Origin of the sequence: Membranihabitans marinus, from assembly GCF_019802045.1 — a bacterium.
Classification (GTDB): domain Bacteria; phylum Bacteroidota; class Bacteroidia; order Chitinophagales; family Saprospiraceae; genus Membranihabitans; species Membranihabitans marinus_A.
This window is the reverse complement of record NZ_JAHVHU010000013.1, coordinates 93,935-111,639: the sequence shown is the minus strand read 5'-3', so window position 1 is coordinate 111,639 and position 17,705 is coordinate 93,935. Positions and strand designations below refer to the sequence as shown.

General features: G+C 43.4%; 31 protein-coding genes. All 31 read right to left on the bottom strand.

Annotated elements, in window-relative coordinates; genetic code table 11:
* Nucleotides 1-6: 6 nt before the first annotated feature.
* Entirely contained in the window at nucleotides 7-1,005 is a 999-nt protein-coding gene (locus KUV50_RS14340; RefSeq protein WP_222580862.1) for a DNA-directed RNA polymerase subunit alpha, read from the bottom strand.
* Between the two features lie 81 nt (nucleotides 1,006-1,086).
* The gene (gene rpsD / locus KUV50_RS14335) at nucleotides 1,087-1,698 is read right to left on the bottom strand and encodes a 30S ribosomal protein S4 (protein WP_222580861.1); all 612 of its coding nucleotides are present in this window, start codon (nucleotides 1,696-1,698) and stop codon (nucleotides 1,087-1,089) included.
* A gap of 37 nt (nucleotides 1,699-1,735) precedes the next feature.
* A complete protein-coding gene (gene rpsK / locus KUV50_RS14330) occupies nucleotides 1,736-2,122 on the bottom strand; it encodes a 30S ribosomal protein S11 (RefSeq protein WP_222580860.1) in 387 nt (128 codons plus the stop codon).
* A 27-nt stretch (nucleotides 2,123-2,149) separates the two neighbouring features.
* Nucleotides 2,150-2,527, bottom strand: coding sequence for a 30S ribosomal protein S13 (gene rpsM / locus KUV50_RS14325; protein WP_222580859.1), 378 nt, complete (start codon nucleotides 2,525-2,527; stop codon nucleotides 2,150-2,152).
* A gap of 12 nt (nucleotides 2,528-2,539) precedes the next feature.
* Nucleotides 2,540-2,656, bottom strand: coding sequence for a type B 50S ribosomal protein L36 (gene ykgO, locus KUV50_RS14320; RefSeq protein WP_044221860.1), 117 nt, complete (start codon nucleotides 2,654-2,656; stop codon nucleotides 2,540-2,542).
* An 18-nt stretch (nucleotides 2,657-2,674) separates the two neighbouring features.
* A complete protein-coding gene (gene infA / locus KUV50_RS14315; RefSeq protein ID WP_222580858.1) occupies nucleotides 2,675-2,893 on the bottom strand; it encodes a translation initiation factor IF-1 in 219 nt (72 codons plus the stop codon).
* 40 nt (nucleotides 2,894-2,933) lie between these two features.
* On the bottom strand, nucleotides 2,934-3,740 hold the full coding sequence (gene map, locus KUV50_RS14310; protein WP_222580857.1) for a type I methionyl aminopeptidase: 807 nt from the start codon (nucleotides 3,738-3,740) through the stop codon (nucleotides 2,934-2,936).
* Nucleotides 3,741-3,751: 11 nt separating this feature from the next.
* Entirely contained in the window at nucleotides 3,752-5,116 is a 1,365-nt protein-coding gene (gene secY, locus KUV50_RS14305; RefSeq protein ID WP_222580856.1) for a preprotein translocase subunit SecY, read from the bottom strand.
* A gap of 8 nt (nucleotides 5,117-5,124) precedes the next feature.
* Complete coding sequence (gene rplO, locus KUV50_RS14300; RefSeq protein ID WP_222580855.1) at nucleotides 5,125-5,574, bottom strand: 50S ribosomal protein L15; 450 nt, start codon at nucleotides 5,572-5,574, stop codon at nucleotides 5,125-5,127.
* A 37-nt stretch (nucleotides 5,575-5,611) separates the two neighbouring features.
* A complete protein-coding gene (rpmD, locus tag KUV50_RS14295; RefSeq protein WP_222580854.1) occupies nucleotides 5,612-5,860 on the bottom strand; it encodes a 50S ribosomal protein L30 in 249 nt (82 codons plus the stop codon).
* A gap of 29 nt (nucleotides 5,861-5,889) precedes the next feature.
* Complete coding sequence (gene rpsE, locus KUV50_RS14290; protein ID WP_222580853.1) at nucleotides 5,890-6,411, bottom strand: 30S ribosomal protein S5; 522 nt, start codon at nucleotides 6,409-6,411, stop codon at nucleotides 5,890-5,892.
* A gap of 25 nt (nucleotides 6,412-6,436) precedes the next feature.
* On the bottom strand, nucleotides 6,437-6,790 hold the full coding sequence (rplR, locus tag KUV50_RS14285; protein ID WP_222580852.1) for a 50S ribosomal protein L18: 354 nt from the start codon (nucleotides 6,788-6,790) through the stop codon (nucleotides 6,437-6,439).
* Nucleotides 6,791-6,822: 32 nt separating this feature from the next.
* Nucleotides 6,823-7,377: a 50S ribosomal protein L6 gene (gene rplF, locus KUV50_RS14280; protein ID WP_222580851.1), complete on the bottom strand. Its 555-nt coding sequence runs from the start codon at nucleotides 7,375-7,377 to the stop codon at nucleotides 6,823-6,825.
* Between the two features lie 26 nt (nucleotides 7,378-7,403).
* Entirely contained in the window at nucleotides 7,404-7,808 is a 405-nt protein-coding gene (rpsH, locus tag KUV50_RS14275) for a 30S ribosomal protein S8 (RefSeq protein ID WP_222580850.1), read from the bottom strand.
* Nucleotides 7,809-7,832: 24 nt separating this feature from the next.
* A complete protein-coding gene (gene rpsN, locus KUV50_RS14270; RefSeq protein WP_222580849.1) occupies nucleotides 7,833-8,102 on the bottom strand; it encodes a 30S ribosomal protein S14 in 270 nt (89 codons plus the stop codon).
* A 10-nt stretch (nucleotides 8,103-8,112) separates the two neighbouring features.
* Nucleotides 8,113-8,667, bottom strand: coding sequence for a 50S ribosomal protein L5 (rplE, locus tag KUV50_RS14265; RefSeq protein ID WP_222580848.1), 555 nt, complete (start codon nucleotides 8,665-8,667; stop codon nucleotides 8,113-8,115).
* The gene (rplX, locus tag KUV50_RS14260) at nucleotides 8,667-8,996 is read right to left on the bottom strand and encodes a 50S ribosomal protein L24 (RefSeq protein WP_222580847.1); all 330 of its coding nucleotides are present in this window, start codon (nucleotides 8,994-8,996) and stop codon (nucleotides 8,667-8,669) included. The genes rplE and rplX overlap by 1 nt, the downstream gene beginning before the upstream one ends.
* Before the next feature lie 10 nt (nucleotides 8,997-9,006).
* Nucleotides 9,007-9,375 (bottom strand): 50S ribosomal protein L14, encoded by a 369-nt coding sequence (rplN, locus tag KUV50_RS14255; protein ID WP_222580846.1) that lies wholly within the window; start codon nucleotides 9,373-9,375, stop codon nucleotides 9,007-9,009.
* 32 nt (nucleotides 9,376-9,407) lie between these two features.
* On the bottom strand, nucleotides 9,408-9,665 hold the full coding sequence (rpsQ, locus tag KUV50_RS14250) for a 30S ribosomal protein S17 (RefSeq protein WP_222580845.1): 258 nt from the start codon (nucleotides 9,663-9,665) through the stop codon (nucleotides 9,408-9,410).
* A gap of 21 nt (nucleotides 9,666-9,686) precedes the next feature.
* Nucleotides 9,687-9,950, bottom strand: a complete 264-nt coding sequence (gene rpmC, locus KUV50_RS14245) for a 50S ribosomal protein L29 (protein WP_222580844.1) — start codon at nucleotides 9,948-9,950, stop codon at nucleotides 9,687-9,689.
* A 14-nt stretch (nucleotides 9,951-9,964) separates the two neighbouring features.
* Nucleotides 9,965-10,387 carry a 50S ribosomal protein L16 gene (rplP, locus tag KUV50_RS14240; protein ID WP_222580843.1) on the bottom strand — a complete coding sequence of 141 codons (423 nt, stop codon included), beginning with the start codon at nucleotides 10,385-10,387 and terminating at the stop codon, nucleotides 9,965-9,967.
* Between the two features lie 91 nt (nucleotides 10,388-10,478).
* A complete protein-coding gene (gene rpsC, locus KUV50_RS14235; protein WP_222580842.1) occupies nucleotides 10,479-11,189 on the bottom strand; it encodes a 30S ribosomal protein S3 in 711 nt (236 codons plus the stop codon).
* A gap of 23 nt (nucleotides 11,190-11,212) precedes the next feature.
* Nucleotides 11,213-11,632, bottom strand: a complete 420-nt coding sequence (gene rplV, locus KUV50_RS14230) for a 50S ribosomal protein L22 (protein ID WP_222580841.1) — start codon at nucleotides 11,630-11,632, stop codon at nucleotides 11,213-11,215.
* Nucleotides 11,633-11,738: 106 nt separating this feature from the next.
* Entirely contained in the window at nucleotides 11,739-12,014 is a 276-nt protein-coding gene (rpsS, locus tag KUV50_RS14225; RefSeq protein WP_222580840.1) for a 30S ribosomal protein S19, read from the bottom strand.
* 9 nt (nucleotides 12,015-12,023) lie between these two features.
* The gene (rplB, locus tag KUV50_RS14220) at nucleotides 12,024-12,848 is read right to left on the bottom strand and encodes a 50S ribosomal protein L2 (protein ID WP_222580839.1); all 825 of its coding nucleotides are present in this window, start codon (nucleotides 12,846-12,848) and stop codon (nucleotides 12,024-12,026) included.
* A gap of 43 nt (nucleotides 12,849-12,891) precedes the next feature.
* Entirely contained in the window at nucleotides 12,892-13,188 is a 297-nt protein-coding gene (rplW, locus tag KUV50_RS14215; protein WP_222580838.1) for a 50S ribosomal protein L23, read from the bottom strand.
* A gap of 18 nt (nucleotides 13,189-13,206) precedes the next feature.
* Nucleotides 13,207-13,830, bottom strand: coding sequence for a 50S ribosomal protein L4 (rplD, locus tag KUV50_RS14210; RefSeq protein ID WP_222580837.1), 624 nt, complete (start codon nucleotides 13,828-13,830; stop codon nucleotides 13,207-13,209).
* An 8-nt stretch (nucleotides 13,831-13,838) separates the two neighbouring features.
* Nucleotides 13,839-14,459 carry a 50S ribosomal protein L3 gene (rplC, locus tag KUV50_RS14205; protein WP_222580836.1) on the bottom strand — a complete coding sequence of 207 codons (621 nt, stop codon included), beginning with the start codon at nucleotides 14,457-14,459 and terminating at the stop codon, nucleotides 13,839-13,841.
* Between the two features lie 217 nt (nucleotides 14,460-14,676).
* Nucleotides 14,677-14,985 (bottom strand): 30S ribosomal protein S10, encoded by a 309-nt coding sequence (rpsJ, locus tag KUV50_RS14200; RefSeq protein ID WP_222580835.1) that lies wholly within the window; start codon nucleotides 14,983-14,985, stop codon nucleotides 14,677-14,679.
* Between the two features lie 52 nt (nucleotides 14,986-15,037).
* Entirely contained in the window at nucleotides 15,038-17,173 is a 2,136-nt protein-coding gene (gene fusA / locus KUV50_RS14195) for an elongation factor G (RefSeq protein ID WP_222580834.1), read from the bottom strand.
* A gap of 47 nt (nucleotides 17,174-17,220) precedes the next feature.
* Nucleotides 17,221-17,688, bottom strand: coding sequence for a 30S ribosomal protein S7 (rpsG, locus tag KUV50_RS14190; RefSeq protein WP_222580833.1), 468 nt, complete (start codon nucleotides 17,686-17,688; stop codon nucleotides 17,221-17,223).
* Nucleotides 17,689-17,705: the final 17 nt, after the last annotated feature.

The following is a 17,705-nucleotide window of genomic DNA, read 5'->3' as shown; positions in this document are numbered from 1 at the left end:
TTGTGATTATTCTTCGTCCAACTTGAATGGCGCTAAATCCATCCCAAATTCAAGGTCTTTACCTTCCAGTAATTCTTCGATCTCAACCATTGATTTCTTACCGAAGTTTCGGAATTTCATCAATTCATGTTCTTCATACTGGACCAATTCCCCAAGGGTATTAATTTTGGCCGCTTTAAGACAGTTGTAAGCCCGTACGGACAAATCAAGATCTTCCAAAGCAGTCTTCAACAGTTTGCGCATGTGCAAGATGTGCTCATCGACAATATCATCTTCGGACTGTGCATCCGCTTCAAAAGTGATGTTATCATCCGTTATTAATAGCAAATGCTGAATTAAAATTTTAGAGGCTTCTTTGATGGCATCTTCCGGATGGATGGTTCCATCTGTTTCGATGTTAATATTGAGCTTCTCATAATCCGTACGCTGCCCTACCCGAGTATTCTCAATTGAATATTGAACATTTTTAATGGGCGTATAGATGGCATCTACTGGAATTACTCCAATCGCACTATCCGTTGGCAGGTTTTCATCAGCCTGTACATATCCCCGACCTTTTGTAACTGTGAACTCCATTTCCAGGTTGACTGAAGGATCCATAGTACATATCAGTAAATCAGGATTGGTTACGCTGAATACATTTGTATGCTCTTCGATATCTCCGGCACGGAATTCACCTTTTCCTTTTAGGGTCAGGTAAATTTTTTCTTCTTCCAAATCAGGATCATCCAGCTTATTCTTAAGTCGTATTTGCTTGATGTTCAACACTATTTCAATCACATCTTCCACGACGCCCTTGATCGTACTAAATTCATGATCGACTCCGGCTATACGAATTGAAGAAATAGCGAAGCCCTCCAATGAGGAAAGCAGTACTCTTCTCAATCCATTACCAATGGTCTGACCGAAGCCCGGCTCCAGCGGCTTGAATTCGAAGTGTCCATCAAATTCATCGGATTTCTGGAGTAAAATTTTATCTGGTTTTTGAAAATTTAGCAGACTCATATGCGATATTTTTAATGTTTTCCTATAACGACTAAAGGCAAAGACCCGAAGGCCTTTGCCGATAAGCTATTTTTGTAATTCTTATTTAGAGTACAATTCAACGATTAATTGTTCATTAATGGTTTCGGGAATATTCTCTCGTTCAGGGACGGAGACGAAGGTTCCTTCCATTTTATCTTTATTGAACTCCAGCCATGGGAACTTACGAACGTCTGATTTACTGTTCACAGACTCGTTAATGACCTCCATACTTTGGGATTTACCGCGAACGGCAACCACATCTCCAGGACGTAGTATCACAGATGGAATATTAGTAAGAACACCGTTCAGCACAATATGTTTATGGGTCACCAATTGACGAGCTGCACGGCGTGTAGGAGCTATTCCCATACGAAACACCGTATTATCCAATCTTGATTCCAGGAATTGAATGAGGATTTCACCGGTCACCCCACGCGCACTCTCTGCAGCATGAAACAAATTCCGGAACTGACGCTCCAATACACCATAAGTATATTTTGCTTTTTGCTTCTCCATTAACTGAAGTGCGTAGTCAGATTTTTGACGGCGTCTTCGTCCTCCGCCGTGATGGCCGGGTGGGTATTTTCGTCGCTCATAGTATTTGTCATACCCATAAATAGGTTGGCCAAATGCTCTTGATTTTTTTGTTTTTGGTCCGGTATATCGTGCCATGAACTATCTGTATTTTATAATATTCAGTAATTAAGGATTAAACCCGTCGTCGTTTGGGTGGGCGACAACCATTGTGCGGCAAGGGAGTTACGTCGACAATTTTACGTACTTTAATCCCCAAGCCATCAATTGCTCTAATCGCAGCTTCACGTCCGGATCCAGGCCCTTTGACATACACCTCCGCAGAACGCATACCGGCATCATAAGCCACCTGGCCTGCATCGCTCGCTGCAATCTGTGCTGCATACGGCGTATTCTTTTTGGAACCCCGAAATCCTGCTTTTCCAGCTGAACCCCACGAGATCACATTCCCTTGCTTATCCGTCAGAGTGACTATGATATTGTTGAATGATGCCTGAATATAGACTAGCCCTTCAGGCCCGACATGCAACTTCTTTTTTTTCTTCGATTTTACTTTTGCCATTTTCCTCGATTAGACTTCGCGTTATTATTATTTAGTTACTTTCTTCTTATTTGCGACCGTTTTCTTCCGACCTTTCCGGGTTCGAGCATTGGTCTTGGTTCGTTGTCCACGAACAGGAAGACCTCTACGGTGCCGAAGCCCACGATAGCTGGCTATATCCATCAAACGCTTTATATTGGTTTGTACTTCAGATCGAAGTTCTCCTTCGACTGTATACTCTTCCTGTATCGCATTGGAAATATCTCGGATATTATCATCCGTCCAATCTTCCACATGGATATTCTCATCGATTGAAGCATTCGCTAACAATTCCTTGGAACGGGTCCGCCCGATTCCATAAATGTAGGTCAAAGCGATAACACCTCTTTTGTGACGAGGCAAATCAACTCCTGCTATTCGTGCCATAATTACTGGATTTTAACCTTGTCGTTGTTTAAACTTAGGGTTCTTTTTATTAATGATATAAATCTTCCCTTTCCGACGAACGATCTTGCAGTCCGCCGATCTTTTCTTTACCGAAGCTCTTACCTTCATTGTATTAATTTTTTATAATTACTTATACCGGTAGGTAATCCGCCCCCGGGTCAAGTCATATGGTGACATCTCTACAGCCACCTTATCACCAGGCAATATACGAATGTAGTTCATTCGCATCTTACCGGAAATAGTTGCTGTAATCAAATGATCATTCTCTAACCTCACCCGGAACATCGCATTGGACAACGCCTCCTCGATGATACCGTCTTGTTTTATGATGCCTTGTTTCGCCATATAATTTTTTAATTCGGAGTGCAAATATCGCTAAAATATCTTAGAAATCAAGAAGATTAGCGTTCTTTTTATAATTATCTTCGACCTCGTCATGGCTGGACAGGATATCCGCATCCCCTTTCCCCACCGCTATCGTATGTTCAAAGTGAGCAGAAGGTGCACCATCGCGGGTCTTTATGGTCCAACCATCCTTTTCCTGATAAATTTCTTTTCGGCCCAGATTGATCATAGGCTCGATCGCAATGACCAAACCTTCTCTCAGTTTACGGCCTCGACCGCGTTTGCCATAATTAGGAACCTGAGGTGCTTCGTGCAGATTCTGCCCTACACCGTGCCCCACCAAATCCCGTACCACACTATACCCTTTTTCTTTCTCTGTATAGTCCTGGATAGCTGCTCCGATGTCTCCCAATCTATTTCCCACCACAGCCTTCTCAATGCCCTTATAGAGGGATTCACGGGTCACACGCAACAGTTCCAGCACATCAGACTTTACGGCACCCAATGCAAAAGTATAGGCAGCATCTCCATAATATCCTTCTGAAAATGAACCACAATCGACAGAAACAATATCCCCGTCTTTAAATTCATAATCTCCGGGAATACCATGGACGACAATGTCATTGTATGAAACACATAAGGTCGCCGGGAACCCTCCGTAGCCTTTAAAACCAGGCGTTGATCCTAGATCACGAATGACTTCTTCTGCTGCTTTATCAATCTCCAGCGAAGTTATACCGGGTTTTAAAAGCTCTGCAACACGAGCCAATGCCTTGGAAACGATCAGGCAATTCTTCCTGATAAGTTCAATCTCTTCTTCGTTCTTGTAAATGATCTTGTTGCTCATGGTGCAGGTAACTATAAATCGCTACCAATTGTTTGCATAGAGCTGCTTCTTCCTTTGATTTTACCTGATTTGACCAAGCCATCATATTTTCGCATCAAAAGATACGATTCGATCTGTTGCAAGGTATCAAGTACCACACCCACGATAATAAGCAGTGAGGTTCCTCCGAAGAAATAAGCAAATAATTGATTTACTCCAAACAATGTCACCACAGCCGGGAGAATCGCGATCAGACCCAAAAAGATCGAACCGGGCAATGTCACTCTGGTCGTGACGGCGTCAATAAAATCTTGCGTAGGTTTTCCGGGCTTTATGCCAGGTATGAATGCATTTTGTCGTTTCAGATATTCTGCGTACTGCTTAGGGTTCACCAGCAAGGCGGTGTAAACATAGGTAAACACGACGACTAAAATAAAGTACACGGCATTGTAAGGGAAAGAAGAAATATCTGTCAATTGTGCCAGAAAACCGGTCGAACTGGTTGTTTCACCCATAAAGTACTGAGAAACAGTCGACGGAAGAAACATTAATGCCTGCGCGAAAATGATTGGCATTACCCCTGCAGCTGCTACCTTAATCGGAATATAGTCCCGGGCACCCTGAATGGGTATGTTGCTGCTACGCCCCACCATCCGTTTGGCAAACTGAATGGGTATTTTTCGAATTCCTTGTACGATCAGCACACAGACCATGGTTATAGCAAAAAGTGCAGCAATCTCAATCACAAAGATCAGCAAGCCACCTGCAGCCATTTGAGAAGTAAATTCAAATATAAAGGCCTGAGGCAGGGTAGCTATAATTCCGATCATGATCAACAAGGAGATACCGTTTCCAATCCCTCGGTCGGTAATTTTTTCACCAAGCCACATCGCGAATATCGTTCCTGACGAAAGAATAATCACATTGGATATCCAAAAGATGGATTCGGGAATATTGGGATCTATTGCGCCCTGGCTTTTGATCCAGCTTAGATAGGCTCCACCTTGTACTAAGGTAATCGCCAGCGTTAACAGACGCGTAATCTGGGTTAGTTTTTTCCGTCCGGATTCCCCTTCCTTTTGTTGAAGTTTCTGGAAATAAGGCACTGCAAATCCGAGCAACTGCACGATAATCGAAGCCGTGATATATGGCATGATTCCCAGTGCGAAGAAAGCAGCGCGGTTAAAAGCTCCACCTGCAAAAGCATTGATCATGCTAAGAATATCAGTCGGAGCAGAACTGGAAGTAGCTGCTTCAAGTACAGCCCTGTTTACGCCCGGTAACAGGACGTAGGTTCCAAACCGATAGACTAATAAGATCAAAAGCGTGAACAGTATCCGTTCACGCAATTCTTTAATCTTCCAAATGTTCTTTATGGTGGATATAAAACTTTTCATTGGAATCTTTATTCGTGTATTTTTACAGTACCTCCTTGGGCTTCAATCGCATCTTTTGCTGACTTAGAGAAAGCATGAACTTCTACTGTCAATGCTTTATCCAGTTCACCATTCCCCAGGATCTTCACTAATTCTCCTTTTTGAATATACCGGTGTTCTTTCAGGAAAGGCAAATCAATCTCAGTCACATCATATTTTTCTGCAATAGCGGCTAATTCAAATAGATTAAAGGTGTTGTAATCCTTCCGGTTTCTATTCTTGAATCCGCGTTTAGGAAGACGCATCTGCAACGGCATTTGTCCCCCTTCAAAATTTCTTTTATTCTTAAATCCGGACCGGGATTTTGCGCCTTTGTGTCCTCGGGTAGCGGTATCGCCGTTTCCACTTCCTTCTCCTCTACCGACCCGTTTACTATTGTGAACGGCGCCCTTCGCTGGTTTTAAATTATGCAACTCCATATCGTAATCTATTTCTTTGTGTTATCGTATCTGACAGTTATTCTTCTTCGGCTATCGCGTTTACAGATTGTCCACCTGCTGCTTTGGTTTCAGAACCATCGGTTCCGCTAATTTCCTCGACCTCGACCAGGTGGGAGACCCGAAATATCATACCCCGGATATTGTCATTTAATTGGTGTTCCACACTTGCATTGATCTTCCTAAGACCCAATGCCTGAAGGGTTCGCTTTTGTTTGGTACTCCGATCGATGGCACTTCGTATCTGCTTGATTCTTACTTTTGTCATTGTTCAGGTTGTTTAATAAAAGGAATAAATTACTTTTCCTTTTGATGAAATAACTGTTCCAGTGTAAGACCGCGTTCACGGGCTATCGTGTAAGGATCTCGTAACTTCATAAGTGCATCAAGCGTTGCTTTGACCACGTTATGTGGATTGGATGAACCTTGTGATTTGGCCAGAACATTGTGTACTCCGGCAACTTCAAGAACAGCCCGCATAGGACCACCGGCAATAACCCCGGTACCATCCGTAGCTGGCTTCATCAGAACTTTTCCTCCACTGAATTTACCTTTCTGCGTATGAGGGATGGTTCTATTCAAGAGTGGAAACCGGATCATATTTTTCTTCCCATCTTCAATTCCTTTTGCAATACTCTCAGATACATCCCGGGCTTTTCCCAGTCCGTATCCAACTACACCATTTCCATCGCCGACTACGACCAGTGCTGAAAAACTAAAGGTACGCCCCCCCTTGGTTACTTTTGCTACCCGGCTCAGACTGACCACCTTTTCGGTCAGTTCACCAGCTTCGTTCGGATTTACTCTTTTTATCGCCATTATACTGTGATTGTTCTATTCTTAATTAAAATTTGAGACCGCCTTCCCGTGCTCCCTCCGCCAAGGCTTTGATGCGCCCGTGATACAAGTACCCGCTTCGGTCAAACACCACCGATTCGATATTTTTAGCTTTGGCTCGTTCTGCGATCAATTTACCGATTTCTTTTGCTTGATCAGATTTTGTTCCTTCAGCATTAAAACCTTTTTCTTTGGAAGACGCAGCTACTACCGTTGTGTTCGTCACATCATCAATCAACTGACAACTAATTCCTTTATTTGAACGATATATGGTCAATCTAGGTTGATCGGCATTTCCGTTAATTTTTCTACGCACGCGTTTCTTAATACGATTTCTTCGTGCTGTTTTAGTCATTTTCATCCTTACTCAATTTCACGTTGGATCAAAAAAAATTATTTAGCGGCTGTCTTACCTGCTTTACGTCGGATGTACTCCCCTTTGTATCGGATTCCTTTTCCTTTGTACGGTTCTGGTTTCCGGAAACCTCGTATCTTGCTGGCTATCATTCCCAAGAGTTCCAGATTGCAACTTTCCATAACAATGCGTGGATTTTTACCTTTCTCTGTAATGGTTTCCAGTTTTATTTCATCCGGCACGTAGAACATAATCGGGTGAGAATACCCCACGGTTAGTTCCAGCAAGTTTCCTGTATTGTTTACCCGAAATCCCACACCGACTAATTCAAGTTCTTTGGTGTATCCCTCTGAAACTCCAACCAACATATTGTGGACCAAGGCGTTGTAAAGACCATGTAGGGCTTTGTGTCGTTTTTGTTCGGTTGGTCGAACCAATGATACGGTGTTGTCTTCGGTCTTCACTTCCATATCAGGATCGATTTGTTGAGTCAATTCTCCTTTCGGCCCCTTTACGGTTATCATATTGCCTTTGGAAACTTCGACTTTTACATCTTTTGGTATTTCCAGCACCCGGTATCCAATCCTAGACATAGCTTATATATTTTAAATTCTTATTATTAATAGATGTAGCAAAGTACTTCTCCGCCGAGGTTTCTATTTCGAGCTTCAGTATCCGTCATCAGACCATGCGAGGTAGATATGACAGCGATTCCAAGACCATCGATCACTCTGGGAATATCAACCGCTTTCTTATAAATCCGCAAACCAGGTCTTGACACCCGTTTCATGCTTCGGATTAATGGCGCATTATCCTCTTTGAGGTATTTTAATGCGATACTCAGGGTACCTTGCGGTCCGTCTTTATCATCGAATTTGTATCGATAGATGAAACCGTTCTCGTAAAGAATCTCTGTCAGACTCTTTTTAAGGTTAGACGATGGAATTCTCACAACCTTGTGTCCGGCCATCTGAGCATTCCGGATACGAGTCAAATAATCTGCTATAGGATCTGTAACTGCCATTTCGCTTCTTTTATAAAAGTAATTTTACCAACTGGCTTTTGTGACACCAGGAATTTTACCGTTGAGTGCCATTTCTCTGAAAGTCACCCGATTAACACCAAATTTACGCATATACCCTTTCGGACGTCCGGTTAACCGGCACCGATTGTGCAACCGTACAGGGGAAGAATTACGCGGTAATTTATCCAACGCTTCCCAATCGCCTTCTTCTTTCAATTTCGCTCGCAATTCCGCGTACTTTTTTACCATACGCTCTCTTTTCTTTTCTCTCGCTATAAGTGCCTTTCTGGCCATAATCTATGGATTAATTTTGATTCTTGAATGGCATTCCGAGTCCTTTGAGCAGCTCCAATGCTTCTGCATCAGTATTCGCTGTTGTCACAAAGGTAATGTCCATTCCGGTAATCTTATTGATTTTATCGATATTGATTTCAGGAAAAATGATTTGTTCTGTGATGCCTAAGGAATAATTACCCCGTCCATCAAAGCTTTTATCGCTAATTCCCCGGAAATCTCGTACACGGGGAAGAGCTACAGCTACCAACCGGTCCAAAAACTCATACATTTGATCTTTTCGGAGTGTAACCCGGGCTCCTATGGTCATTCCTTCCCGCAACTTAAAGTTAGAAACGGACTTCTTGGCTTTCGTCGGAACCGCTCTCTGACCTGCGATCATAGATAATTCCTCCAAGGCTGAATCAACCAATTTTTTATCCTGGGTGGCTTCGCCAATCCCCTGGTTTATACAGATCTTTGTTAATTTCGGAACTTCCATCACGCTGGAATAGTTAAACTTTTCCATCATGTGCGGAATCACCTCCTTCTGATACTGTGTTTTTAATCTTGGTGTATAACTCATCATTTAATAGTTTCTCCTGTTTTCTTGGAATAACGGACTAATTTACCGTCTTCTACTCTACGACCTACGCGTGTAGCCTCCCCACTTTTGGAGTCAATCAACATCACGTTGGAAATATTGATCGGTGCCGGTTGTTCGATAATACCACCGGGATGATCATTTGTCGGCTTCTGGTGTTTTTTGACCATATTTACGTCATCCACCAATACACGTCCTTGTTCAGGAAAGACATGGAGAACTTCAGATTCTGTGCCTTTGTATTCGCCGGCGAGGACCTTTACCTTATCTCCTTTTTTAATTTTCCACTTGGGGGCAAATCTCTTTTTCATAATCTTTTCTTTATAGTACTTCAGGCGCAAGTGAAACAATTCGCATGTGATCTCGCTCACGGAGTTCTCGTGCAACGGGACCAAATATACGCGTTCCCCGGGGCTCTCCAGCAGCATTGAGTAACACCACCGCATTGTCATCAAACCGGATGTACGATCCATCCTGACGACGTATTTCTTTTTTTGTCCGAACAATAACAGCCCGGGAGACCGTTCCTTTCTTTATTTGTCCGTTGGGCGTCGCTGATTTGACAGATACGACGATCTCGTCTCCGACATGTGCGTATCGTTTTCTGGTACCTCCCAGCACCCGGATGCATAGTACATTTCGTGCACCTGAATTATCTGCAACTTTTAATCTGCTTTCCTGCTGTATCATTTCTACACTGCTTGTTTAAGGTGTCTGTTATATTATTTTGCTTTCTCGAGAACCTCGACGAGCCGCCAATGCTTCTTTTTACTCAATGGCCGCGTTTCCATAATCACCACTTTATCACCGATACCACACTGATTTTCTTCATCGTGCGCTGTAAATTTCTTTGATCGGGTAATGAATTTACCATACATCGGGTGTTTGATCTGACGTTCTACCACGACAGTAATCGTCTTATCCATTTTGTCACTACTGACTAACCCTGTTTTGGTCTTTCTGAGTTTCCTTTCTTCCATGATATTATACAAATTACTCGATTAAGAATTTTTTGCTCTACGCGCTCTGATTTTACTACGACGATTGAGAACAGTTTCATCGCTGCTTTTTAATTCTCGCGCACGTAATTCGGTTTTCAGCCGAGCGATATTCCGTCGCAATGAACGAATCTGCAAAGGGTTATCGATCCCTCTGGTCGCATGATCGAACTGTAACTGAGACAATCGAGCTTCCGTACCTTCCAATTCCCCGGACAAATCTTCCAGGCCCAGGTCTTTATAATCTTTTGGATCCAATGCTGCCATTATATTTCCTATTTTTATACGTTTCTCAAATCTCTGCGCATAGAGATTTTGGTATTTATTGGTAACTTTTGCGCAGCCAGTCTAAAGGCCTCTTCAGCTACTTCTGCAGGCACTCCCGCTACTTCAAACAATATTCTTCCTGGTTTCACCACAGCCACATAATGTGATAAAGCTCCTTTCCCCTTTCCCATACGCACTTCCTGCGGCTTGGACGTTACCGGCTTGTCTGGAAAAATACGAATCCATACAATCCCTTCTCTTTTCATATATCTAGTCAGAGCAATCCGGGCTGACTCGATTTGTCGGTTTGTTATCCATCCGGCTGTCGTGGCTTTCAAGCCATATTCCCCGAAAGAAATGGAACTACCTCTGTGGGCTAATCCGCGGTTTCTCCCTTTTTGCTGCTTTCTATATTTCGTCCTTTTTGGCTGTAACATGACTTTTTATTTATTCTTTTCTACCGTTTCCGCAAAAGTTTTGCAAAGGTACAATCTTTAGAGAATATTCTATAATTAATTTTGAGAAATATTACTTTCTCCGTCGTTTCCGGTCACGACCTCCGCCGCCACCACGCGGTTTTTGCTTCAGACCGACAAGTGGAGATAATTCTCGTTTGCCCAGAACTTCTCCTCGACAAATCCACACTTTCACTCCGATTTTTCCATACACCGTCTGCGCTTCGACCAGAGCATAATCAATATCGGCTCGGAACGTATGCAATGGAATTCGGCCGTCTTTGTATTCTTCAGTTCGGGCCATATCTGCTCCGTTTAACCGACCGGCGATCCGTACTTTTATCCCTTCAGCATTGGCACGCATGGTTGACTGGATAGTCATCTTAATCACTCGACGATAATTCATCCGAGCTTCCAGTTGCTTCGCAATGGATTCGGCTACGATATAGGCATCGAGTTCGGGTTTTCGAATTTCTACGATGTTAATCTGAACCTCTTTCCCGGTCAGCTTATTGAGCTCAGCACGAATGCTATCAACCTCTGATCCTCCTTTTCCAATAATAATTCCTGGTCGTGACGTCGTGATGGTAATCGTTATTCGCTTCAAGGTTCGTTCGATAATAATCGATGATATGCCACCTTTGTGCACACGGGCACGAAGATACTGACGTATGCGTTCATCTTCGACGACTTTATCAGCGAAATCTTTATCTGCAAACCAGTTTGAATCCCAGCCGCGAATTATTCCTAAACGATTTCCAATTGGATTTGTCTTCTGCCCCATTCTATTTAATTTGCTTGTTGTATTTAATTATCATCATTGTTAGTTTCTACCTCTTCCATGACGGGTTCTTCGATCTCCTCGTCCTCCTCAGCTTCAAAAGGCAATTTGTTTTCTACGATCAATGTCACATGATTTGATCTTTTTCGTACCCGGTGTGCCCGTCCATGCGGTGCAGGACGGATTCTTTTTAGCATACCGGCTTCATCAACCAATGCAGTTTTGATGTACAAATCAAAATCTTCTGCACTGCGACCTTCACTTTTATATTCCCAGTTGGAAATAGCTGAGATCAATAGTTTCTCAATCCATTCTCCCGCTTCACGGTTTGAAAACCGGCAGATATTGAGTGCGTCATTCACACTCTTACCTCGAATGTTATCTACCAGCAGTCTCATCTTTCGTGCTGACATCGGGCAATTTTTTAATTTCGCAACTGCTTCCATATTTTTTTATCTTATTGAGTTATTGGGTTAATGAGTTCCTGAGTTTGGCTTTAAAATTCGATAATACTCATTTATTAAACTCCCAACTCATCACTTATCAATTATATTATCTACCTCCCTTTCGGTTACCGGCATGGCCCCGGAAACTTCGTGTAGGAGCAAATTCTCCCAATTTGTGTCCAACCATGTTTTCGGTAATAAACACCGGAACAAAAGTTTTACCATTATGTACCGCAATGGTTTCTCCCACCATATCAGGAATGACCATAGAGGCTCGTGACCATGTCTTGATCACGGTCTTTTTTTTCGACTCTTTCGCTTTTTCTAGTTTGGTCAAAAGCTTATGAAATACATAGGGTCCTTTTCTTATTGATCTAGGCATCTTTTATTCCTATTTTTTCTTTCTTGAAATAATTAAGTTATTTGACTTTTTCTTCGGGCTTCTTGTTTTTTGACCTTTCGCCATCACGCCGGTTCGGGACCGAGGATGACCTCCGGAAGCTCTACCTTCACCACCTCCCATCGGGTGATCCACCGGGTTCATAGCCACACCACGTGTCCGCGGTCGACGTCCTTTCCAGCGGTTCCGACCGGCTTTCCCCATCACCACATTGGAGTGAACCGGATTGGAAGTAGATCCCAGTGTCGCCTTACAGCTCGCCAATATCCGACGAATCTCACCAGAAGGCAATTTCAAGACCACATACTTTCCTTCTTTACTGATCAACGTCGCAGAAGTTCCAGCACTTCGAACCAGCTGCGCCCCTTTGCCAGGTTGCATTTCTATCGCATAAACACTGGTCCCCAATGGAATATCCTTCAGAAAAAGCGCATTACCATCTTGTACCGGTGCCTTCGATCCAGACATCACTTCATCTCCCACTTTCATCCCAACCGGGGCAATGATGTACCGTTTCTCACCATCTGCATAAGCCAACAGTGCGATATAAGCTGATCGATTTGGATCATACTCAATAGATTTTACCTTTGCCGGTATATTATCTTTATTGCGTTTGAAATCAATCACGCGATACTTCCGCTTGTGGCCACCCCCACGATGACGCATCGTCATTTTTCCAGTACGATTTCTACCGCCAATTCGATTCCGGCCTTTTGTCAATGCCCGCTCGGGGCTGGAGGCCGTTACCTCGGTATTATCATTCGCCATCCGGTGACGCAGTCCGGGAGTAATTGGTTTATATTTTTTCAGTGCCATTTTGCCTGTTTCTGTTTATTCTAAAAATCGTATTCTTATTCGGTTACAGCTCCCCGTACAGATCAATTTCTTCACCGACAGCTAAGGTAACCACCGCTTTTTTAAAGCTGGAGATACGTCCTTTTTCCAATCCGTGCCGAGTAAATTTCTGGCGGAGTTTTCCGGGCATGATACCGGTGTTCACCTGATTTACCTCCACATTGTATCGATCTTCGACCGCTTTGCGAATTTCTATTTTATTCGCTTTCCGATCTACCACAAAGGTGACCTGATTCAACTTTTCGTTCAGTTGATCCGTTTTCTCGGTAATCAGGGGTTTTATTAAAATACGCTTTGCCATTTTCTTCTATTTTTCCGGTTAATTAGCCTGGTTAAAATGCGCCACCGCACTTTCTGAAAGTAATACCGTACCTGCCTTCATAATTTCATACGTATTGAGATTACGCACTTCAGTAACCTGGATGGATGGATAATTCCGACCGCTAAGATACACATTGCGATCGTGCTCATTCACCACTAGTAGGACTTTTTGCCCATCCAGTTTAAGGTTTGTCAATACTTCAACAAAAGATTTGGTGGAGGGCTTGTCAAAAGAAAAATCTTCAACCACAGAAATTTTACCCTGACGTGCTTTTTCAGAAAGCGCACTTTTTCTCGCCAAATCTTTCACTTTGGAATTCACCTTGGAACTGTAGGTTCGTGGTTCCGGACCAAAAATCCGTCCTCCCCCTCGAAAAAGTGGATTCTTAATATCACCAGCTCGAGCGGTACCAGTACCTTTCTGTCTTTTAATCTTTCGGGTACTTCCGGCCACTTCAGAACGTCCTTTCGTCTTATGTGTTCCTTGACGCTGGTTATTCAAGTAATTTTTTACAGCCAGATATACGGCATGCTGATTGGGCGTAATCCCAAATACCTCTTCGGGCAGTTCTACCGATCTGTCCAGTGTTTCGCCGTTTGTGCTTAATATATCCAATTTCATAATTCTATTTACTTTTCGATGATCACATAAGACCCCTTGTGGCCAGGTACTGCACCTTTTACGACCAAAATATTTTCATCTGCATGAATTTTAAGAACTTTAAGGTTCTTCATTTTCACCCGGCTGTTTCCAGTTTGACCTGCCATACGCATGCCTTTGATAACTTTTGCTGGATACGAAGCTGCACCGATGGAACCAGGCGATCGCTGACGATTGTGCTGACCGTGCGTCGCATCACCGACTCCACCAAAACCATGGCGCTTCACCACGCCCTGGAATCCTTTTCCTTTGGATGTTCCGATCACATTCACCAAATCACCTTCCGCCAGAACATCGTCCATGACAAGCTCATCACCCAGGCTTTTATCACCTTCAAAGTCCCGGAATTCTGCAACAAATTTTTTCGGTGTGGTATTGGCACCAGAAAAGTGTCCCATCAATGGTTTGGATGTATTCTTTTCTCGTTTCTCACCAAAACCTAATTGTACTGCGTGATAACCATCTGTATCAGTGGTTTTCACCTGTGTTACAACGCATGGTCCTGCTTCTATGACTGTAGCAGCTACATTTTTCCCATCCGCATCATAAAAACTCGTCATGCCGATTTTTCGACCTAATATTCCGTTCACTATTCTGGAATTTTAATTCTTAAATATATTTCCTGTGCTTTAGCCTTCAGGCTGAAAAGCACCTCAAAAATCTCTCTTTAATACTAGTATGGTCATTACAGACCCGCCTATTATCCCGGAAGTCAAGAACCCCATGATATCTTTGGAGTATCAGACTATATATAGCCCTTATTGTCTTTCCTGGCCCAGGCCAAAGAAATGAATGAATCTGATCTGATCAGGTCAGTTTGACCTGAATATCAACCCCACTGGGTAATTCCAATCGGGAAAGTGCATCCACTGTGTTCGGCGTCGGCGAATAGATTTCTATAAGGCGTTTATGGGTACGCATTTGGAACTGCTCACGAGCCTTCTTATTGACGTGCGGAGAACGAAGCACAGTAAAGATCTCTTTTTTTGTGGGCAGCGGAATCGGACCCGAAACAACGGCGCCGCTACTTCTTACAGTCTTCACAATCTTTTCCGTAGACTTATCTACCAAATTGTGATCGTAAGAACGCAGCTTAATCCTGATTTTTTGATTCATAACCTCTTTTTTATTGACAAGACTTGACTTGTCATTACCTGTTTATTATTAATTATACATTAACCTCACCTCTTGCTTTCAGAATAACATCTTCAGCAATACTATCAGGTACTGGTTCATATTTTGCAAATTCCATCGATGACGTTGCACGTCCGGAAGTAATCGTACGCAATTGCGTCACATAACCAAACATTTCCGACAATGGCACTTCTGCTTTTACAACGACAGCGGTCGCTTTCATATCTTGACCAAGAATAAGGCCTCGACGTTTATTCAAATCACCAATAACCGGTCCGGTATACTCTTCCGGTGTGGTCACTTCCAGCTTCATGATTGGCTCGAGAAGTACCGGCTTACACCGAGGTGCTGCTTCACGGAAGCCTTCTTTCGCACATAGTTCAAAAGCAATTGGTTTCGAATCCACTGCATGTGTACTTCCGTCATAGACTCGTACTTTCATGCTATCGATGTTATACCCAGCCAGTATTCCGGTTTCCATCATGGCTAAAAAGCCCTTTTGGATCGGTGAGATAAGTTCTCTTGGAATAGATCCCCCCGTAATATCGTTAACAAACTGCAACTTCTCTTTTCCTGATTTGAACTCATCACTGTCCAGGAACTCCTGGTCAGCAGGTCCCAATTCAAACTGCATATCTGCAAACAATCCCGATCCACCGGTTTGCTTTTTAAGTTTTTCCCGGTGATCTACCGTTTTTGTCAATGCTTCTTTGTAACTGACCTGAGGTGCTCCTTGATTCGCTTCTACATTGAACTCCCGCTTCAATCGTTCGATCAACACTTCCAGGTGCAATTCACCCATTCCACGGATGATGGTCTGATTCGTTTCATCGTCAAACTCGACCCGGAAGGTAGGATCTTCTTCCGATAACTTGGCAAGTCCAACACTCAACTTTTCCATGTCCTTTTGTGTCTTGGGCTCAATGGCCAATCCAATCACAGGATCAGGGAACGTAATCGACTCCAGGATAATCGGTTTGCCTTCTTCACAAAGGGTATCACCAGTCCGGATGTCCTTGAAACCAACGGCAGCGGCTATATCTCCAGCCTCTACACGGTCAATAGGATTTTGTTTATTGGAATGCATCTGATACAGACGCGAAATTCTTTCTTTTTTCCCAGAACGAGAATTATATATGTATGATCCGGCATCCAATGTACCCGAATAGGTCCGGAAGAAAGCCAATCGACCAACATACGGGTCGGTAGCGATCTTAAAGGCCAGCGCTGCAAATGGATCATCATTGTTCGGACGTCTTTTTTCTTCTTCACCTGTGTCCGGATTAATTCCTTCGACGGCCTCCACATCCAATGGCGAGGGCAAATAGGAACATACACCATCCAACACCGCCTGAACTCCCTTGTTTTTGAACGCAGATCCACAATACATCGGCACGATTTTCTGATCAATCACCGCTTCTCGTATTGCACTTCGCAACTCATCCGGCTCGATAGAAGATGGATCTTCAAAATATTTTTCTAAAAGTGTGTCGCTGTACTCCGCAACACCTTCGATTAATTTTTCACGGTATTCTTCCACCTGACTTTTAAGCTCGTCAGGAATTTCTATCGTTTCGAAAGTCATTCCAAAATCGGAATCGTTCCAAATCCGGGCTTCATTGGTGATCAAATCAACCACACCACGGAATGTTTCTTCTGCTCCGATGGGCACTTGCATAGGAACCGCGTTGGCTCCCAACATTTCCTTCACCTGTCGGACCACTTCAAAAAAATTGGCACCCTGTCGGTCCATTTTATTTACAAATCCCAATCGGGGAACTTTATAGCGGTCGGCTTGTCGCCATACCGTCTCGGACTGTGGCTCTACACCGCTCACAGAGTCAAACAAAGCAACCACACCATCCAGGATACGCAATGAACGCTCCACCTCGACCGTAAAATCAACGTGACCCGGTGTATCAATAATATTGATCGCATAATCGTGATCATCCCAGGTCCAGCTCGTCTTAGTCGCAGCTGATGTAATGGTAATTCCACGCTCTTGCTCTTGCTCCATCCAGTCCATCGTAGCAGCACCATCGTGCGTTTCTCCGATTTTGTGACTAATTCCGGTGTAATACAAGATACGCTCTGTAGTAGTGGTCTTACCCGCATCAATATGCGCTGCAATTCCTATATTTCGAGTGTACTTTAAATCTTTCTTGGCCATGATTGAGCTCTTCTGTTAATTTGTATAAATTCTACTTAGCTGTTTGGTCACACTCTGAAGTGTGCAAATGCTCTGTTGGACTCCGCCATCCGGTGAGTCTCATCTTTTCGTTTTACTGCAGCACCTTCTCCCTTAGCAGCCGCCATCAACTCTGCGGCCAGTTTTTCGGAAAAACTTTTGCCGTTCCGCTGACGAGCAAATTTGATAATCCACTTCATTCCGGTCACCATCTTTCGTTTTGGTCGAATCTCAGTAGGTATCTGGAAAGTAGCTCCACCGATTCGTCGGCTTCGTACCTCCACCTGAGGCATGGCTGTGTCCAGCGCTTTCTTCCAGATTTCATACCCGCCTTCTTCCTCTTTCTCATCAATGATATCCATCGCACCGTAGAACAACTGATACGCCAATCCCTTTTTTCCGGAATACATCATATTGTTTACAAACATCGTCACCATAGGATCCTTAAATCTTGGATCAGGTTCAATGCCTTTTATTTTTGGTTTTCTTTTCCTCATGGCTGCTTAATTACAAA

Coding starts and splice junctions, on each gene's coding strand:
- KUV50_RS14340 (WP_222580862.1), bottom strand. CDS start 1,005: ATGAGTCTGCTAAATTTTCAAAAACCAGATAAAATTTTACTCCAGAAA.
- rpsD (WP_222580861.1), bottom strand. CDS start 1,698: ATGGCACGATATACCGGACCAAAAACAAAAAAATCAAGAGCATTTGGC.
- rpsK (WP_222580860.1), bottom strand. CDS start 2,122: ATGGCAAAAGTAAAATCGAAGAAAAAAAAGAAGTTGCATGTCGGGCCT.
- rpsM (WP_222580859.1), bottom strand. CDS start 2,527: ATGGCACGAATAGCAGGAGTTGATTTGCCTCGTCACAAAAGAGGTGTT.
- ykgO (WP_044221860.1), bottom strand. CDS start 2,656: ATGAAGGTAAGAGCTTCGGTAAAGAAAAGATCGGCGGACTGCAAGATC.
- infA (WP_222580858.1), bottom strand. CDS start 2,893: ATGGCGAAACAAGGCATCATAAAACAAGACGGTATCATCGAGGAGGCG.
- map (WP_222580857.1), bottom strand. CDS start 3,740: ATGAGCAACAAGATCATTTACAAGAACGAAGAAGAGATTGAACTTATC.
- secY (WP_222580856.1), bottom strand. CDS start 5,116: ATGAAAAGTTTTATATCCACCATAAAGAACATTTGGAAGATTAAAGAA.
- rplO (WP_222580855.1), bottom strand. CDS start 5,574: ATGGAGTTGCATAATTTAAAACCAGCGAAGGGCGCCGTTCACAATAGT.
- rpmD (WP_222580854.1), bottom strand. CDS start 5,860: ATGACAAAAGTAAGAATCAAGCAGATACGAAGTGCCATCGATCGGAGT.
- rpsE (WP_222580853.1), bottom strand. CDS start 6,411: ATGGCGATAAAAAGAGTAAATCCGAACGAAGCTGGTGAACTGACCGAA.
- rplR (WP_222580852.1), bottom strand. CDS start 6,790: ATGAAAATGACTAAAACAGCACGAAGAAATCGTATTAAGAAACGCGTG.
- rplF (WP_222580851.1), bottom strand. CDS start 7,377: ATGTCTAGGATTGGATACCGGGTGCTGGAAATACCAAAAGATGTAAAA.
- rpsH (WP_222580850.1), bottom strand. CDS start 7,808: ATGGCAGTTACAGATCCTATAGCAGATTATTTGACTCGTATCCGGAAT.
- rpsN (WP_222580849.1), bottom strand. CDS start 8,102: ATGGCCAGAAAGGCACTTATAGCGAGAGAAAAGAAAAGAGAGCGTATG.
- rplE (WP_222580848.1), bottom strand. CDS start 8,667: ATGAGTTATACACCAAGATTAAAAACACAGTATCAGAAGGAGGTGATT.
- rplX (WP_222580847.1), bottom strand. CDS start 8,996: ATGAAAAAGAGATTTGCCCCCAAGTGGAAAATTAAAAAAGGAGATAAG.
- rplN (WP_222580846.1), bottom strand. CDS start 9,375: ATGATACAGCAGGAAAGCAGATTAAAAGTTGCAGATAATTCAGGTGCA.
- rpsQ (WP_222580845.1), bottom strand. CDS start 9,665: ATGGAAGAAAGGAAACTCAGAAAGACCAAAACAGGGTTAGTCAGTAGT.
- rpmC (WP_222580844.1), bottom strand. CDS start 9,950: ATGGCAGCATTGGATCCAAAAGATTATAAAGACCTGGGCCTGGAAGAT.
- rplP (WP_222580843.1), bottom strand. CDS start 10,387: ATGTTACAGCCAAAAAGGACGAAATATAGAAAGCAGCAAAAAGGGAGA.
- rpsC (WP_222580842.1), bottom strand. CDS start 11,189: ATGGGGCAGAAGACAAATCCAATTGGAAATCGTTTAGGAATAATTCGC.
- rplV (WP_222580841.1), bottom strand. CDS start 11,632: ATGGAAGCAGTTGCGAAATTAAAAAATTGCCCGATGTCAGCACGAAAG.
- rpsS (WP_222580840.1), bottom strand. CDS start 12,014: ATGCCTAGATCAATAAGAAAAGGACCCTATGTATTTCATAAGCTTTTG.
- rplB (WP_222580839.1), bottom strand. CDS start 12,848: ATGGCACTGAAAAAATATAAACCAATTACTCCCGGACTGCGTCACCGG.
- rplW (WP_222580838.1), bottom strand. CDS start 13,188: ATGGCAAAGCGTATTTTAATAAAACCCCTGATTACCGAGAAAACGGAT.
- rplD (WP_222580837.1), bottom strand. CDS start 13,830: ATGAAATTGGATATATTAAGCACAAACGGCGAAACACTGGACAGATCG.
- rpsJ (WP_222580835.1), bottom strand. CDS start 14,985: ATGAATCAAAAAATCAGGATTAAGCTGCGTTCTTACGATCACAATTTG.
- fusA (WP_222580834.1), bottom strand. CDS start 17,173: ATGGCCAAGAAAGATTTAAAGTACACTCGAAATATAGGAATTGCAGCG.
- rpsG (WP_222580833.1), bottom strand. CDS start 17,688: ATGAGGAAAAGAAAACCAAAAATAAAAGGCATTGAACCTGATCCAAGA.